Annotated in this window: 6 protein-coding genes; 5 read left to right on the plus strand and 1 reads right to left on the minus strand. The window is 42.3% G+C overall.

Features of this window, described 5'->3' with window-relative positions:
* Positions 1-128: 128 nt before the first annotated feature.
* Entirely contained in the window at positions 129-752 is a 624-nt protein-coding gene (locus F7734_RS02840; protein ID WP_155743293.1) for a Uma2 family endonuclease, read from the minus strand.
* Between the two features lie 387 nt (positions 753-1,139).
* On the opposite strand from F7734_RS02840, the gene F7734_RS02845 reads away from it, so the two are divergent.
* From F7734_RS02845 to F7734_RS02865, 5 genes are all read left to right on the plus strand, one after another.
* A complete protein-coding gene (locus F7734_RS02845; protein WP_155743294.1) occupies positions 1,140-2,753 on the plus strand; it encodes an efflux RND transporter periplasmic adaptor subunit in 1,614 nt (537 codons plus the stop codon).
* A 159-nt stretch (positions 2,754-2,912) separates the two neighbouring features.
* Positions 2,913-6,113 carry an efflux RND transporter permease subunit gene (locus F7734_RS02850; RefSeq protein WP_155743295.1) on the plus strand — a complete coding sequence of 1,067 codons (3,201 nt, stop codon included), beginning with the start codon at positions 2,913-2,915 and terminating at the stop codon, positions 6,111-6,113.
* A 499-nt stretch (positions 6,114-6,612) separates the two neighbouring features.
* Positions 6,613-10,077 carry a caspase family protein gene (locus F7734_RS02855; RefSeq protein WP_155743296.1) on the plus strand — a complete coding sequence of 1,155 codons (3,465 nt, stop codon included), beginning with the start codon at positions 6,613-6,615 and terminating at the stop codon, positions 10,075-10,077.
* Between the two features lie 87 nt (positions 10,078-10,164).
* Positions 10,165-14,685, plus strand: a complete 4,521-nt coding sequence (locus F7734_RS02860) for a caspase family protein (protein ID WP_166481692.1) — start codon at positions 10,165-10,167, stop codon at positions 14,683-14,685.
* Positions 14,686-14,869: 184 nt separating this feature from the next.
* Entirely contained in the window at positions 14,870-19,204 is a 4,335-nt protein-coding gene (locus F7734_RS02865) for a caspase family protein (protein WP_155743298.1), read from the plus strand.
* The last annotated feature ends 109 nt before the right edge of the window (positions 19,205-19,313 follow it).

A 19,313-nucleotide genomic window follows, 5' to 3' on the forward strand; every position in this document is an offset into this window, starting at 1 on the left:
CTAACTCCATATACCTTTAGGAGGCAGCTAGTCAATGGGAATTTATTTTTTGGGGTGGACTGCTGCCACCGATCCTGTCGCGCAAGTATTCCCACATCCGTCTAATTTCGGTTCGGAATTCTTGGCGCTCAATTGGGGCTTGCTGCATCAAAAATCTGGTCAGCAGTCAAATTCAGGTCTGGGAATAGAGGTGATTGGATGCGTTCGCTCCCTCTAAACTGGCTAACTTGATACTCGTCTTCGACCAGATGGTACACAGAGATAGTCGGTTGCTTGGGATTGCCGATAAATTTGCGCCCGCCTAACGCCGCATAATCCACAATCCAGTATTCAGGAATACCCATTTCCTCATAGTCAGCAAGCTTTTTGAGATAATCATCACGCCAGTTCGTGCTTACTACCTCGATAACTAAAGGAATTGATGCGGCATCCGATACAGTTGACTCTTTTTTCCACAGAGGTTCTTTGGTTAAATTAGGGCTGTTTAGTAGCAGCACATCTGGTGAGTAAGCTGATTCACTGTTAGTTGGTTTAACAAATGCTGTTTTAGGGATGAAATAAGGCAGTTTTAAACGTTTGTATTCTGCAACTATTTCTCCTACCAAAAATCCGATTACCTCTTCATGGTCTCCTGTAGGTGGTGGCATCTCAATAATTACTCCATTATACAGTTCATACCGTTGTTTCTTATCTGTTGGATACCAAGCAATAAATTCATCGAAAGTTACTTGTTTGGTTAAGGTTTGGGTCATCTTGTTTTCTCCTTAGTCGTTTCTGACTCCTCTGGTGGTTGCCAGTAAATTAACTAGCTTGGCTGTACTCGATAATACCTGTGTCTTGATAGAACTGGTATCTAGTAATGCCCATCTCATCTACAAACTGTTTAATCCTGTTTTTAATGGGCATTCAGTAATTATAAACGGCAAATTGAGCACAGGAGGCGGAGCCTCTAGTCAGGCATTCCCAGGCGGAGCCTGGGAACGAGGGAACAGAGGATTCCCTTCTCCCTGTGGGGGAAGGGTTGGGGATGAGGGCGGTTTACCAATTTCATCTTATTTTCATTTCTCAGTGGCAAACTGAAAGGTGCATACACATTCTTTATTCTTTCTTCCCAGTACTAAAAAATCTACTAAAGCACCATGCCCAACTCTTTGCCTCAGTTGTCAAAAGTAGTTCCTTGCATTTCCAGTGGTGTACTGAGCTTTATGTTACTGCCCAGCCCCACAGTTGTGTTAGCTCATGCGGGACACGGAAATGAATTTCAAGGTGGTGAAACCACTGGTGGTACCACTTCGATTCAAGTTGAAGCGGAAACGGCTAAACGCATGGGAATTCAAGTTGAGCCAGTGAAGCGTCAGCGACTCGCTGTTGGCATTAAAACTATCGGACAAATTGAAACTTTACCCGATCGACAAGTGGAAGTGACGACTCCCATTTCTGGGGCAAAAGTGGTTGAACTGTTGGTGGAACCTGGTGCATTGGTTCGGAAAGGTCAAGCTGTAGCGGTTCTGACCAGCCCCGATTTGGTGACACTGCGTGTTGAGTCCCAGGAAAAACTTGCTCAAGGACAAGCTGATTTGCAACAAGCGATCGCAGACTTAAAGCTTGCCCAGCAAAACTATGAGAAATATCAGCAGATAGCAGCAGCAGAGATAGCTCAAGCACAAAGTCTGGTTGCTTTTGCTCGAGAAAAATATGAAAAAGACCAACAATTGACAAATGCTGGTGCTTTACCACGCCGCACAGCCTTGGAATCCCAAACCCAGCTAGCACAGGCAAAAGCAGAACTCACCAAAGCCAACAGCCGCCGAGATGTAATTGAGGCAGAAAATCAACTCAAACGCGCTCAAGCTGCCGTTCAAGTTGCCAAATCGCGTATCAAACTTAGCAATGCTGCTTATGAAACTCGGTTGCAACAACTGGGAAATCGAGCCAATGCGAAAGGATTGGTGACGGTAACTGCGCCAATATCCGGGAAAATTGCTGAAAGGGAAGCAACTCTCGGTCAATCTTTTGAAGATGCAGGTGGCAAGCTCATGACTATCGTCAACGATCGCCGAGTTTTTGCAACAGCAAGTATTTATGAAAAAGATTTAAGTAAAGTGAGGACAGGTCAACAGGTCAACGTTAAAGTGACTTCTGTTCCCAATCTCACTTTCAACGGACGCATTGCTGTAGTTGGCTCTGTTGTAGAAGGCGATACACGAGTTGTTTCTGTAAAAGCAGAAATAGATAATCCAAGTGGAGTTCTCAAACCAGGAATGTTTGCAGAACTTGAAATTCTCACTAATGAAGCATTATCAGCGAGCTTGGTGATTCCCAGTTCTGCCATAGTTGAAGCAAATGGCAAGAAACAGGTTTACGTGCAAAGCGGTAATACTTATCAACCTGTTGAAGTTACCCTAGGTCAAACTTCCGCAGACCTCGTTGAGGTGAAGACTGGCTTATTTGAGGGAGATATTATTGTAACACAACGCGTACCTCAGCTATATGCCCAATCCTTAAGAAGCAGTTCTCACAAAGGAAAAGAAATCCAACAAACTTCTCCCCTTCCCCCTACCTCCCCATTCCCAACTCCTCTTCTTTGGCTGCTAGCAACAGGAGGAGGAACTGCGATCGCAATTGTAGCTTTCATCGCTGGTGCTTTTTGGTCTGGTCGTCAGACCAACTCTCAACCATTAGTAAACTCACTTGTCTTACCAGAAGAAACTTCCACAGAAACACCAGAGTGGAGCGAACGCATTGCTCGTTAAACAGTGAAGTGTGTCATTGGTCAATTGTCATTGGTCATTTGTCATTAGCCATTAGCAATTAGCCATTAGCCATTAGCAATTAGCCATTAGCAATTAGCAAAGGTTTTAGACATATTTAATTTTCACATACCTACCGCTCGAGAAAAAGATTTTATAAGTATGCTAAGTAGTATTATTAAGTGGGCGATCGCACGTCGTTGGCTCGTCATTTTGGGAACAATTCTTCTAACTCTGTGGATATTTCGTACAATTATCCAAATGCCCTTAGACGTGTTCCCCAGCTTTGCACCACCACAAGTTGAAATTCAAACAGAAGCACCGGGACTAGCCCCTGAAGAAGTAGAATCTTTAGTCACTTTACCTATTGAAAGCTCTATCAACGGGACTCCCGGAATTACAGCAGTCCGTTCTGCAAGTGCGTCAGGTCTCTCCGTTGTTAAAATCATTTTTAATTGGGGAACAGATATCTATCAAGCCCGCCAATTAGTCACAGAACGGTTGCAACAAGCTCAAAGCAAACTTCCAGAAGGAGTAGAAACACCACAGATATCTCCCACCACTTCCCCCATCGGAACTGTGTTGCAGTATGCCTTTTATATTGGGGACAAGGGAGACAAGGAGGACAAGGGAGACAAGGAAGAAAATTCTCCCTTGTCTACCGTGTCTCCCCCCTCTCCCTCTTCCCTGATGGAACTGCGGCGCATAGTAGATTGGCAAGTTACAAATCGTCTATTAGCTGTCCCTGGTGTAAGCCAGGTTGTTGCTTATGGAGGAGATGTTCGCCAATATCAAGTTTTAGTCGCTCCAGAAAAGTTAAAAGCTTATAATGTCACTTTAGAAGACGTAGTAGAAGCTACATCTGCTGCTAATATCAATGCTCCTGGCGGTTATTTAATCACTTCTGACCGAGAAAAGTTAATTCGGGGTATCGGACGCATTGAATCTCTTGAAGAATTACAGCAATCTGTAATTACTGCGCGTAATGGTACGCCTGTAAAAATATCTGATGTTGCTGACGTGCAAATTGGAGCAGCTATTAAGCGGGGAGATGGGAGTTTTAACGGTCAAAAGGCAATTATTGTGATGATTAATAAACAGCCTCAAGCCGATACTCCTACGGTGACTCGCGCCATAGAAGAAGCCATGAAAGAAGTTATAGCAAGCTTGCCAAAGAATGTGAAAGTACAAGCAACATTTCGACAAGAAAGTTATATTGATTCTTCCATTGAAAATGTCAGAGAGGCTTTAGTTGAAGGTAGTATTATTGTCGCTATTATCTTAATACCATTTCTCATGAATTGGCGCAATTTAGCCATTTGTTTAACAGCCCTTCCTTTATCTTTACTGATAGGAGTGCTGTTACTCAATTGGATGGGACAGGGTTTAAATACAATGACGTTAGGTGGGTTAGCAGTTGCTATTGGTTCGGCGGTTGATGATGCAATTGTAGATGCAGAAAATGTTTATCGCTGTTTGAGAGAAAACAAGCATTCTCCCAAACCACGCCCTGTTTTGGATGTTGTTTTTGAGGGCTGTCAGGAAGTTCGAGATTCGGTATTTGGTGCTACTATCATTACTATAGTTGTTTTCTCACCAGTTTTTGCTTTAACTGGTGTAGAAGGTAGTATTTTTATTCCTATGGGATTGGGTTACATGGCAGCCGTGATTGCTTCAAGTGTCACAGCGCTTACTGTAACTCCTGCTTTGTGTGCAATTCTTTTACCTTACGGTCATTTGCCAGAAAGAGAGCCTTGGGTTGCCAGATTTTTTAAGCAGCTTTATTATCCTTTATTGACATTTTCTCTCCGACGTTCTGGAATTGTTTTAGCTGTAGCGACTGCGAGTTTGGTAGCAGCAACTGTTATTTTTCCTTCTTTTGGTAGAGTCTTTTTGCCTGAATTTCAGGAGCAAACTTTAGTAAATACCCTAACTCTTTATCCTGGGGTTTCTTTAGAAGCAACTAATGCTGCTGGTGAAGCAATTCAAGCAGCACTGAAAGGCGAGCTGAGATTTCCTTACGTGCAATTGCGTTCGGGACGCGCTCCTGGTGATGCTGATGCGGCGGGTGTGAATTCAGCACATTTAGACATTGAATTGAGTCCCAAAGGTATGGAAGACAGGGAGGGAGCTATTGCTAAGCTGCGGGCAGAATTTGATAAGTTACCGGGAGTTGCACCAAATATTGGCGGTTTTATCTCTCACCGTATGGATGAGGTTTTGTCAGGGGTAAGAAGTGCGATCGCAGTGAAAATTTTTGGTTCGGATTTAGAACAACTCCGCACTCTCGGAAGTCAAGTTAATGAGGTCATGAAAACTGTTGAGGGCATTGTTGATTTACAACTTGAACCTCAAGTTCCTATAGAACAAGTACAAATTAAGTTTAATCGCCCTGCTGCTTCAAGATATGGGTTGACAATTGGAAAGCTTTCTGAAACAATTGAAACGGCTTTAAACGGAAAAGTTGTATCGCAAATTTTAGAGCAACAACAAACTTTTGATTTGGTTGTCTGGTTGCAAGCCGATGCTCGTCAAAACACAGAAACAATTCGCAATTTATTAGTTGATACTCCTAGTGGAAATAAAATTCCTCTTGCCCAAGTCGCGACAATTGATAGTGGTACTGGTCCCAACACGATTAACCGTGAAAATGTCTCCCGCCTCATTGTTGTTTCTGCTAATGCTAGTGGTAGAGATTTACGCTCAATTGTGAATGAAATTCGCGATAAAGTCGATGAACAGGTACATCCACCTTCTGGTTACTACATTCAATATGCAGGTCAATTTGAGGCACAAGAAAGAGCCACTCAAAACATTTTAATTTTCAGTGCGATCGCTTTTATCATCATTACCATCATCATGTATCTTTCCGTCAAATCAATCTCTTCCACCGCCATGATTACGATCAACTTACCTTTGGCATTAGTAGGAGGAGTTTTTTCAGTCGCTTTGACGGGTGGTGTAATTTCCATTGCTTCTTTAGTTGGCTTTGTCACCCTATTTGGAGTCGCAACACGCAATGGATTGTTATTAGTCGATAATTACAATACAAAATTTGCCGAAGGAATGCCTTTGAGAGAAGTTCTGATTGAAGGATCGATGGAACGTCTCAACGCTATTTTGATGACAGCTTTTACCTCAGCTTTGGGATTAGCACCACTAGTTGTAGAAAGTGGCGCAGGTAAGGAAATTTTGCAACCACTTTCGATAGTCGTTTTAGGTGGCTTAGTCACTTCTACAGCTTTAACTTTGGTGGTACTACCTGCTTTATATGCTAAGTTTGGCAGATTCTTGGTTTCCAAGCGATCGGTTGTAGAAAATGGGAAAGCTATTCAAGCATTAACAGTGACCCGTGACCAGTAAGTAAGTAGGGTGAGCAATGCTAGCCCTGTCAAGGTGACTGATAAAATTTTGATTCAGACAGCAATTTTTCATCTTTCCTCTCTGCGCTCTCTGCGTCCTCTGCGGTTCAAAAGTCATATATTTAACCGCCGAGACGCAGAGTACGCAGAGGTAAGAGGAGAGAGAGCTATTCATTTCCTGAAGTTTTGATCCACCTTGACAGGGCGCTTATGGGCAATGCCCACAAGCGCCCTGTCAATGCGAACAATTGAACTATTAGAGTGAAGGTTTGAACTTTGGACAATCTGCTAGCTTTTTTCCCATTTGTTTTCTTGAAGTGCATAACTTAATTTTGCTGACACCTATATAAAAATAAGGATTTTCATTTGTGCTGGTGTACGCGGTGCATCTAGGCTGGCGTCAAATCTTGCCACCAGGGAGTATCCCCTTAGCAAAGTTTGATGTCAATGTCAAAAAACGCTGCCATATAAGTCGGTCAATTTAGGAAAGAAAAACAATCATGGCTCGTAACTTGTACGCTTTGTTAGTTGGTATCGATAAATATCCTGACCCAAACCATCATCTGCAAGGCTGTGTTAACGACATTACAGCAATAGAAGAGTATCTTAACGAACGATTTGATAAAAAAGAATATCAACTACATTTGCGATCGCTTAAAGATGAGCAAGCAACCCGTAAGGGAGTTATTGATGGCTGGAGGAACCATCTCGGTCAGGCAAAGGCGGATGATATAGTTCTGTTTTACTATAGCGGTCATGGTGCCCAGGAGTTGGCACCAAAGGAATTTTGGCACTTAGAACCAGACCATCTTGATGAAACTTTAGTCTGTTATGACAGTCGTAGCGAGAACGGCTGGGATTTGGCAGACAAAGAATTGGCACTACTGATTGCCCAAGTGGCGGAAAATAATCCGCACATAACAATTATTATGGACTGTTGCCATTCTGGTTCTAGCACAAAAGATCCAATGCAACAGGCTTTGATTCGTCGCTTCCCTACAGATAAGCGAGAACGTCCATTGGATAGCTTTATTTTTTCTCTGGAAGATTTAAAACAACTTTCAGATTCTCGTGACCCGGAAAAACACCCAACTGGCTGGAAATTACCCAAAGGTCGTCATGTTCTTTTAGCTGCTTGTCGAGACTACGAAACAGCAAAGGAATATTACGGAGGTGACAAACACCGAGGTAGTTTCTCTTATTTTTTGATGGATACGCTCTCCAAAGCCAATGGAAAGTTGACTTATCGGGACTTGTTTGGGCGAACAAATGCCACGATTCGCAGTAAAATTACAGACCAGTCTCCTCAGTTGGAAGTGAAGAATTCTCTTGATGACAACAAATTTTTTCTCGATGGAGCGATCGCGGAAATCGATCCGTACTTCATTGTTAAAAATGACTTGACTCATGGCTGGGTAATAGAAGGGGGTGCAGTTCACGGAGTTCAACCACCCAAAGACGGCGAAACCACTTTACTTGCACTGTTTGACTTTGATGCCAAGATTGACGATCTGCGCGACCCTTCAAAGTCTTTGGGTACTGCAAAAGTCACTCAAGTGTTGCCAACCAAGAGTAAGATAGATATCGAAGGTATACAAAACCTGACTGCCGAGTACACTTTTAAAGCAGTTGTTACCAGTCTACCGCTACCACCATTGGGAGTCTATTTTGAGGGTGATGAAGCGGGTGTGACTTTAGCACGGGAAAAGCTAAAAACATCTGGGCTGAATGGTCAGCATCCCTCACCCTATGTCCGCGAAGAGCAAGAAGTAGGCAAAGCGGAGTTTCGCCTATTGTGTCGCCATGAGCAATATTTAATAGCAAGACCGACAGACGCTCGACCTCTTGTAGAACAAATTGATGGTTATACTCCCCAGAATGCATCCAAGGCTATTAAACGTTTAGAACATATTGCCCGTTGGACAACGATTGCTCAACTTGCAAATACTGCGACAACTCGAATTAAAGCGGGTGATGTCAAGATGGAACTCCTATTTGCCGATCGAGAGTTCTCTCAATCACAGCAAATGCGTTTGCACTACAAATATCGGGATGGTGAGTGGCAACAGCCAGAATTTCAACTTAAACTTACCAATACAACTCAGAAACCACTTTACTGTGCTTTGGTCAATCTTTCTGATAGTTTCGCTATTAGCGCCCCGTTTTTTGAAGCAGGTAGCGTCAGGCTTCAACCAGGAGAAGAAGTTTGGGCGTTAGATGGAGAAGAGTTGGTACTAGAAGTTCCAGATGAGTACTGGGAACAAGGAATTACCGAATATAAAGATATTATTAAATTAATTGTGAGCAACAATGAATTTGACGCTAGATTGCTCGCGCAAGGTAAACTTGATGCTCCTCGTCCACCTATATCAAGAGATATAGATTCTCCAAATCAAAGCAGCCTGGAACGTTTGATGAATCGAACTCAACATCGTGATATCAAACCCAAAAACTCAGCAAAATATGACGATTGGTACGCTGAGGCGATCGCAATTACTACAGTCCGCCCATTGGATTCTACCCCAGTTTCTCAGCAACAAGAACAACAATTAGGAGCAGGAGTCAAATTACAACCACATAAGAGCTTGGTGGCAAATGTTCGCATCACTTCTACACCACAAGTGAGCCGAGATTTGGGTAATAAAATCTTGCCTCCTATCCTACGGGAAGATCCAAAAGTTGTTCGACCCTTTCAATTTACGACTAGTCGCGGTAGTGCTCCTGGATTAAGTGTATTGGAATTGACCGAAGTTCAAGACTACACAGCTGTGACGCCAAATGCACCTTTGAAATTATTAGTTGATACACCGCTAGCCCACAATGAATATCTTCTTCCTATTGGCTATGATGGTGAATTTTTCTTACCCTTAGGTCGCGGTCAAACAACTCAAGATGGCAAAACAGAAATTGAGATAGAAAGACTACCAGCCCCAGTTCGCCAGGGAGAGCGCAGCATCCAAGGGTCTATTCGTATCTTCTTTGAAAAAATAATTAGCGAGAATTTTGGGCGGGAATTTTCCTACCCAATTTTAGCGATCGCTGAAGTAGGAGATAACAAGAAAGTCACCTACAAACGGGTGATGGTTGATGTTAAGCAACAGGTGAGCCAAGCAAAACGAATTGCTCTCTTCATTCACGGAATTGTTGGCGACACTCAAAGTTTAGTTGAGAATATAAAACAACCTATATTGCAACCGGATGGTCAAAAACGTTCCATCAGCGAACTTTATGATGTCATTCTCACCTTTGATTACGAAAACTTAAATACTTCAATTAAAGAGAATGCTCTACATCTGAAACAAAGGCTAAGAGAAGTCGGTTTGGGAGAAAACCACGGCAAAGAACTACACATTATTGCTCATTCGATGGGGGGTTTGGTATCTCGTTGGTTTATTGAGCGAGAAGGAGGGAATAAAGTAGTCCAACACCTGATTATGCTGGGTACACCAAATGCAGGTTCTCCTTGGCCAGTTGTGGGAGATTGGGTCAAACTCACTTTGAGTATTGGACTCAACGGTCTTTCTATGGTTGCTTGGCCTGCATCAGTTTTAGCAGGGCTGATGGGCTTTTTAGAAAAAAATATTCGCGTATCCTTAGCCGAAATGAAATCAGGTTCTGATGTACTAAATTCTCTAGCAGCCAGTGACGACCCTGGCATTCCCTACTCAATTATCGCTGGCAATACATCTATTATTCCTGCTGCCTTGCCACAGCAATCTACAGAAAATCAGAGCGTGTTTGAGCGGTTACAACAAAGTTTATTTAAGAAAGTTGTGGCTATGCCTTTCTTTGGTGTAGCGAACGATATTGCCGTAACCGTAAATAGCATTAAGAGTCTTCCGTCATGGCGATCGCTTTCACCCTTTATTCAAGAAATTGCTTGCGACCATTTAAGTTACTTTGGGAGCGAATTAACAGAAGTTGGGTTAGAAGCTTTGGCTGTGGCTATTACAAAACAGAAGTAAATTACAAAAAGACACTCATTACCCATTCTTTAATGTCTTCGGAGTGACTTTCTTGCTTTTGTATTAATGAGATCGAGAGGTGTATCAATGTCCAAAAATAAATTCAACCGAAATTTGGCTATTATTATTGGTATTAATAATTACGAAAATGGCATTCCAAAACTAGAAACAGCAGATCCAGATGCTTTGAAACTAGCTCAAATTCTAAGAGAGCAACATACACATCTCAAAGAAAAATATCAAGAACAAAATCAATATGAAGTTCAGCTGTTGTTGAATCAACGTGCTAACCTGAACCAGCTTAACCAATTGATTGAAGACTTGAAAAAAGGACAAATACCTTTTGATAACGAAAAAGTTACAGTAACGTCATCAGATCGCGTCTTTTTTTACTTTGCCGGTCATGGAAAAGCCTTGGATGCTTTAGATAATCAAGAAGGACCTGTGGGTTATCTCATTCCTCAAGATGCCATCTTAGGCAACAGCAATACTTACTTGCCGATGCAGGATTTACATGATGCCTTAAACGCGCTTCCTTGTCGGCATATGCTAGCAATTCTAGATTGCTGCTTTGCTGGAGCTTTTCGTTGGGCTAGTATTAAACGAGAGATTCAGCCCAAAGTCACAGTCTATAAAGAACGTTACGATCGCTTTATTACTGATGCAGCTTGGCAAGTGATTACTTCGGCAGCTGATGACCAAAAAGCTTTGGATTTTTTAGGGGTACGAGGAGAAGTCAAATTTGGGAACGAAGTTCACTCTCCTTTTGCAAAAGCTCTTTTTGATGCTTTACTAGGGGGTGAAGGTGCAGACTCCAATCAAGATGGTATCATCACTGCAACCGAGCTTTACTCATATCTGCGCGATAAAGTTGAAATCTTCACTGAAAATAACTACAAGCGGCAAACTCCAGGTCTATGTCCGTTGAAAAAACATGATAAAGGGGAATTCATCTTTCTGTTACCTAATTTTGACCGGGATAAACTAGACGATGCACCAGAGCTTAACTTAGCAAATAATCCCTACCGAGGATTGCAATCTTATGATGAAAAAGACAGTCACTTATTCTTTGGTAGAGAGAATCTGATTGAAAAGCTTTATCAGAAAGCAATTGCTAATAAGCAGCCATTAACATTAGTTTTGGGTGCGTCTGGAACAGGAAAATCCAGCTTAATGAAAGCCGGTTTGTTACACCGTCTGCGTCATTCCCAAGAGCAGAAATTTAAAATTTTAGACCCCATGCGACCGGGGGAAAGCCCTTTGAAGGCTTTGGCACAAGTGTGTTTACCAATCGCAACCGTGACAGCAGAGGAACTCGCAAAAGACAAACAAGCTTTAGCAAATAGCATTGAAGGTTGGAACAAGACTAATTCTCAGACTAAACTTTTACTACCAATTGACCAATTTGAAGAATTGATAACTTTGTGTAAGAGTGATGAAGAACGAGAGCAGTTTCAGAAGTTGCTTTTGAATGCGATCGCTAAATATCCCGATAAAATTCATGTAGTTATCACCTTGCGACTCGACTTTGAAGCGCAGTTTCAAAACTCTGTACTCAAAGACTTTTGGAATGATGAAACTCGGTTTGTCGTTCCACCCATGACTCAAGATGAATTCCGCGAAGCCATTGAAAAACCTGCTTCGGAAAAAGTCGTGTATTTTGAACCTCCTAGCTTGGTAGACGAACTCATTAACGAAGTCGTACAGATGCCTGGAGCTTTACCCTTGCTGTCTTTTACCTTAAGCGAATTGTACCTGAAGTATTTGGGCGATCGCACGCGGAATAATCGCGCCTTAACAAAGAAAGATTATGAAGAGTTAGGAAAAGTCATTGGTTCTCTAACCAAGCGTGCTAACGATGAGTACGATCGATTAGTTGCAGAAGACTCTGCTTATCAAGATACGGTGCGGCGGGTCATGTTGCGGATGATTTCATTGCAAGGTGGAGAGTTAGCACGGCGACAAGTGCCTAAATTGGAATTAGTGTATCCCGATAAAGAAGAAAACGAGCGCGTGCAAACAGTTATTAAACGCTTTTCTGAAGCCCGTTTAATTGTTGAAGGTTCCAATCCTCAAGGCGAACCTTATGTAGAGCCAGCCCATGATGCTTTGGTGCAAGGGTGGGATAAGTTGCTGGCTTGGAAAAATTCTAAAGAAGAAGAGGACAATATAATTTTACAACGGCGACTGACACCAGCTGCCGAAGAATGGAAAAGCGTTACAAACAAGTTACAACCATCAGGTTTGCAAACAAAGGCTGAAAATGTTGTTGATTGGTTAGATCGCAGGCTTTACGTTCTCGAAAACTTATTTGATAAAGTCAGTATTAGGCTAGTTCGTCGATGGCAACAAAGACAAAATCAGCAACAAACTTTGCGGGAAAAACCCATACAGTTTCTTTGGAATAGTAATCCTTATCTTGATGTATTAAATGAAAAACTCCAGATTAATAACAATTGGTTCAACCAATTAGAGACAGAATTTGTCCAACAAAGCGTTTTACAAAAACGCCGAAACATTAGTTGGCGGTGGCGGATTGCGATTGCCGTTATGCTGGGTTTAAGCGGGTTGACTATTGCTACTTTAATTGGTCAGAGACAAGCATTGATAGGTCAAGTCGGTGCTTTTAGACAGTCTGCAGAGGCAAATTGGCGTTCTAATCAAGAGTTAGATGCGTTAATCGACAGTGTACGTGCAGCAAAGACTTTAAAAGACTGGCCTTGGTTCTTATTCAAACCCGATAAGGAGCTAAAACATCAAGTTTCTCACACGCTGCGAAAACTTTACCATACAACAAAAGAACGCAACCGTAGGTCAAAGCCGATAGGGACATTAGTCGGGATGGCTCCCGAAAACAAAGTCCTAGTTTCCGATCGCACAGACACACTTGTTAGTCACCTTTTGGACTCAGAGGGTAACCAGATTATTCCATTCTCAGGGTTTCAAACTTCGTCTAATCCTGTTAACCATAGTCCGGGCGTAACTTATAGTCTCGATGGAAAACTACTGGCAGTGGCGGATATTTATGGGGCTAGCTGGAACGCTCATAAGAATGGTACTGTTAGTTTTTGGGATATTGACAACAAAAGGTTGATCCAATTTCCAGGACATCAAGGTGGAGTTAAAAGTATTAGTTTCAGCCCAGATAGCAAAAAAATAGCTACTGCTGACGCCAGTGATACTATTCGCCTGTGGAGTTTGCAAGACACACAACAATTTAAAGAATTCAAGAATAATATATACAAAAACATAGTAGGTATCGGTTTTAGCCCTGATAACCAGCTACTGGTAGCAACAGCAGATAATGATGAAAATAAATTAAGCTTGTGGGAAATCGAAGGCAACCAAAAATGGTCAGAATTAAATGGGGATGGGGATAAGCAAAAACGTTTCTCTAGAGCAATTTTTAGCAATGATGGTCAACGAATTGCAATTGAGTATGGCTGGGAGCCTCAGTATGGTACAGATGAGTCACGAAATATGAGTCTTTTCTTATGGAGCTACTTAGAGGACAAGCAGAATAATAATATAATAGGACTATCTAATTTGTACTCATTTCCATTAGAAACAAACGCTATCTCCATGTCTATGAGTCCAGATGGAAAGCAGCTTGCTACTGCCTTATATGACAGTAACATTCGGTTTTGGAGCTTAGAAGATAAGAAGTTAGAGTGGGAAGAATTTCCCTATGAAGCAATAAGCGTCAGTTTGAGTGCAGATGGCAAAAAATTAGCCACTACAGACAAAAATGGCAAAGTCGGTGTATGGAATTTAGATAGTAGACAATTTGTCTCAATTCCAGAAATTCCAGGTTTTGTCAAAAACCTTAGTTTAAGTGCGGATGGCAAAAAATTAGCCATCATTAACCAAGATGGCACGGTTGGCTTGTGGAATTTGGAAAACAAAACGTTTGTCTCATTAAACAAAAAGTTTTCAGGCGGAGCTTTGGAGAGTAAGGATGTCAACTCTATGGGAGTCAAATTTAGCCTTGATAGCCAGCAAATAGCCATAATTTCACATACGGACAAGACTAATACAGTAGTCAACCTATGGGACTTGAAAACTGATAAAATGCAGATTATCGCAGACTCTACGAGTATATTTGATGTTATATTTAGTGTGAAAAATCAGCTACAGAAGCTAACACCAGATTTAGTGATAGACGAAATAACATTATCGGACTTGAAAAATATTTTGTTGTTTAAATTCCAACAATCTAGATGCTCGTTTTCTTTACTAAATTACGCTGTCTCGGATGATACTGGCTTCCTTCCAGTTAGTGTTAGTAAAGATGGCAGCGTAATAGCTTCCGCATCAAGTAGCTACGATTCTGTTTGCATATGGGATTTAAAAAACGGCAATGAGTTAGCTAGATTCAAAGTGCCTCAAGGTAAAATTAAGAGTATAAGTTTGAGTGGTGATAGTAGCTTAGTAGCGATTGCAGTAGACAACGGTTCTATTTTACTATGGCGAATTGGGACATTTAATAAACTGATCGAACTAGGTTGCGATCGCCTGCGCGAGTATTTGAAGAACTCCACTGTTAGTGAGAGAGATCGCCATCTCTGTGACGATATACCAACAACCACCGCCAATTCCAACCAGTAGATGAATTCATGTAAAAGCGATCGCATAACCTTTTTTAAGTAACAACTCCATCAGCAATTGCTGGCAAGAACAAAAGTGGCAAACAAGCCATTGTTCAAATTTTTTCGGAAAACAGCGCTCTAATATCTGTAGTTAATAGTAATTCCAAACTGCTTGCCGTCAACCTACTAGCGTCTCTTGATGCATGCCTAAATCTAAATATGAATTTCAACGCAATCTAGCAGTAATTGTTGGTATTAATAATTACTCAAATGGTATACCAATGCTAGAGACTGCTGTGCCTGATGCAACAGAAATCGCCCGGATTCTCAAACAAGATTACAAGTATGAAGTCCGGTTACTGTTAGACAAAGATGCTTCTCTGGAAGAACTTATCCAACTGCTTGTAGCTTTTCAGATGCAGAAAATACCTCTTGAGCGTGAAACAGTGATGGTCAGCGGGAATGACAGAGTGCTGTTTTACTTTGCTGGACACGGTATTGCTTTAGATGCATTGGAAAGTCAGGAAGGACCAGCTGGATACTTAATACCCCATAACGCTCATGCAGGTAATATTAGTACCTACCTACTGATGCAGGAGTTACACAACGCCCTCGTTTCACTACCCTGCCGACATCTACTGACTATCCTAGACTGCTGTTTTGCTGGGGCATTCCGTTGGTCGAGCCTTAAAAGAGACATTGTCCCTTCTCAAACTGTCTACAAAGAACGCTATGAGCGCTTTATCAGTGACCGGGCGTGGCAAGTGATTACTTCTGCGGCTCATGACCAAAAAGCTTTAGATTTCTTAGCTTGTCGTGGAACAGTAGACCAGCACTCGCCTTTTGCTGCAGCACTTTTGAGGGCGTTGCATGGTGGTGCAGACACCAATCCACCAGCTAAGAATGGTAAACCAGCTGGGGATGGAGTGATTACAGCAACTGAATTGTATAGTTATTTGCGTGATGAGTTGGAAACGACCACAGAAAAATTCTACAAACGCCAAACTCCTGGGTTGTTTCAACTCAGTAAACACGACAAAGGGGAATATATTTTTTTAGTTCCCGGTCATGAGTTAAACCTACCACCTGCACCGCCACTCAACCGCGAGAATAATCCATATCGAGGACTAAAACCATTTGATAAAGCCCACAGCCATCTGTTTTTTGGTAGGCAAGAGGTAGTAAAAGATTTGAGTGCATTTGTCAATAAGCACCAACTTACAGTCGTTCTGGGGGCTTCCGGCACTGGCAAGTCAAGCCTGGTGAAAGCGGGGTTAATTCCGAATTTAGAAAATGCTGTGGAGAATCAGTGGCAAGTCCTTGAACCGATACGTCCTGGTGAGTTTCCGATGACAGCTTTGGCAAGGGCAAATCTGCAAATGATTCTTGGTGCAACGCCAGAGGACACAGCCTCAATTGATGCTTATAGTCAGGATTTACGGCAGGAAACTGGGAGATTCGCTCTTGATATGGCAGCTTGGAGCAATGCCCACCCACAGATAAAACTGCTACTGGTTGTTGACCAGTTTGAGGAGTTAGTTACCATGTGTCACTCCGAGCAGGAGCGCCAGCAATTCCTGAAAGCACTGGAGGCAGCACTTAAATCAAATCAATTATATATTGTCTTAACTTTACGTTCAGACTTTGAACCGCAGTTTTTTAATTCTGCTTTCTCATCTCAATGGATGGATGCTAGATTTTTGCTTAGACCAATGACACAAGATGAGCTACGTGAGGTCATTGAAAAGCCAGCAGTAGAGAGGGTGTTATATTTTAACCCGCCCGATCTAGTAGAGCGATTGATTAACGAGGTCGTGCAAATGCCAGGAGCGCTACCTTTACTTTCATTTACCCTTAGTGAACTGTACTTAAAGTATTTAGAGCGGCGTGGAGATGACCGTGCTTTAACTGAGTTTGATTACTTTGAACTCGGTAGTGTTGCTGGTTCGCTTACGCAAAGAGCAACTCAGGAATACAGGAATTTAGTGAAGGTTGACCCAGCTTACGAACATACCGTTCGTCAGGTGATGCTGCGAATGGTTACCGTCGAGGGTGGTGAATTGGCGCGGCGACGAGTACCGAAGTCGGAACTGGTGTACGAAAGTGTAGAAGAAAATAACCGCGTGAAGACTGTTATTGAATGTTTTTCGGCTGCACGACTTTTGGTTGAGGGAAAAGAAATTGGAGATGAAGCTTATGTAGAGCCAGCCCACGATGCTCTAGTACGGGGTTGGAATAAGTTACAGCAATGGAAAAATTCTCAGCAAGAAAGTTTAGTGCTGCGTCAGCGTCTGACGCCTGCGGCTAATGACTGGCAAAATCAACAGCACAGCTCAGATTATCTGTGGAGTAACGACCCTCGCCTTCCCGTATTGGAAAAAGTTTTAAAATCTGCATTTGAGGGCAACTGGTTGAATAAGCTAGAGATAGAATTTGTCAAGCAGAGCATTCAGAAAAGACATGATGAACTTGAGGAAACTAAGGAGCGACTTCGTATTTCTGAGGAACGTCGGGTAGAAGCAGAAAAGCAAAACGCGATCGCACTCTCTAGAAGCTCGGAAGCTTTTTTTGGTTCCAATCAACAATTAGAAGCGCTAGTTGCAGGAGTCAAGGCTGGAAGAAAGTTACAAAAATTACTGGCAGAAAACGCAATTTCCCAAGAATCTCTAACTATAAAGCAGACTGCGATCAACCTACAGCGAATAATTTACAGTATCAGAGAGCGCAATCGATTGGAAGGTCATAGCGGTCCCGTTCAGAGTGTCAGTTTTAGCCCCGATGGTAGTGTCATTGCTACTGCAAGTTGGGATAATACGGTCAAACTTTGGAGTCAAGAAGGTCGTTTACTCAGAACTTTCAAGGGACATAAAGATGGAGTCTTGAGCAACAGTTTCAGCCCTGATGGTAAAACTATTGCCTCCACAGGCTGGGACAATACAATTAAACTTTGGAACCTTGAGGGTCAGGAACTGACAACCCTGAGGGGGCATACAAACCAGATATGGAGCGTTAGTTTTAGCCCTGATGGTGAGATAATTGCTTCTACAAGTATGGATGCGACAGTCAAACTCTGGAGCAAAGACGGTGGGGAACTGAAAACTCTTAAGGGGCATAGCAGTACTGTCCGTAGTGTCAGTTTCAGCCCCGACGGCACAATACTTGCCTCTAGCAGTTTTGATGGTACAGTCAAACTTTGGAATCTTGACGGTACTTTAATTAAAACTCTAACGCATGGTGGGACAGTTTACAGCATTAGTTTTAGCCCTGATGGCAAGTTAATTGCTTCTGCAAGTTCAGATAAGACAGTAAAAATCTGGAGTTTAAACGGAGAGACACGTGCAACTCTAAAAGGACATGGCAGTGGGGTCACAAGTGTTAGTTTTAGCCCACGAAGCAGTATACTGGCGTCTGGCAGTTCAGACAATACAGTTAAACTGTGGAGTTTGAACGGGCAGGAAATTGCGACGCTTAAAGGGCACACAGCAGAACTGACAAGCGTTAGTTTTCATCCTGATGGTAACACCATTGCTTCTGCTAGTGAAGATTCCACAGTCAAAATCTGGAACCTTCATCAACAGAAAATCCCAATCCTTTGCGATAACGGTCAAGAGGCTACCCGCGTTTGTTTTAGTCCTGATGGAAAAACGATCGCTAGTGATGTCAAGAACACGGTCAAACTTTGGAAGCTTAATAGTCTTGAGAGGAAAACCCTTTCTGGGCATAGCTATGGTATTGCCAGCCTCAGTTTCAGTCCAGATGGCAAGTTTATTGCCTCTGGCAGTTTTGATAAAACAGTTAAACTTTGGAGTCAAGATGGACAGGTGCTTAAGACTCTCTTTGGACACGCGGGAGCAGTGAGAAGCGTTTGTTTTAGTCCTAACAACCAGTTAATTGTGACAGGAAGTGATGATAAAACAGCTAAACTCTGGAATCAAGATGGTCAGGAAATTGCTACTTTCACCGGACATACTGGTGGGATATGGAGTGTGAGTTTTAGCCCTGACGGCAAGATGATTGCTTCAGGAAGTGATGGTTCTGACAAAACCATAAAACTTTGGAGCATTGACGGTCAAGAACTCAAAACTCTTGAAGGGCATAGTAGTACGATCAATAAAGTTAGTTTCAGTCCTAACGGCGAGATAATGGCTTCTGCTAGTTCAGACAACACGGTTAAACTGTGGAGCATTAACGGTCAAGAAATCCGAACTCTTAGGGGGCATAGCTATCAAGTTTTCGACGTTAGTTTTACCTCTGATGGTCAAATGATTGCTTCTGCTGATTGGGATGGTACAATCAAACTTTGGAACCTTGAAGGTCAACTACTTGTAACTCTAGAACGGCAAAGCAATAAAATTTCTAGCCTTAGCTTTAGCCCTGACAATCAAATATTGGCTGCTGCTACTAATAAAGGAATAATTTTATGGAATTTTAATTTAGACAATTTAGTGGAGTTTGGTTGCAAATGGCTGCATAATTATTTGCTGAATAATCCTAATGTTAAAGAAGACCGCAATCTTTGCAATATACATGTACATTAATTTAATACATTAGGACTTATAATTGTACAAACAGGTACGCAAAGACCGGATTATGTATAACGTGGGCAATTTGTTCTGGTTTCTCGTTCCCAGGCTCAGCCTGGGAACG

The organism is Scytonema sp. UIC 10036 (genome assembly GCF_009725235.1).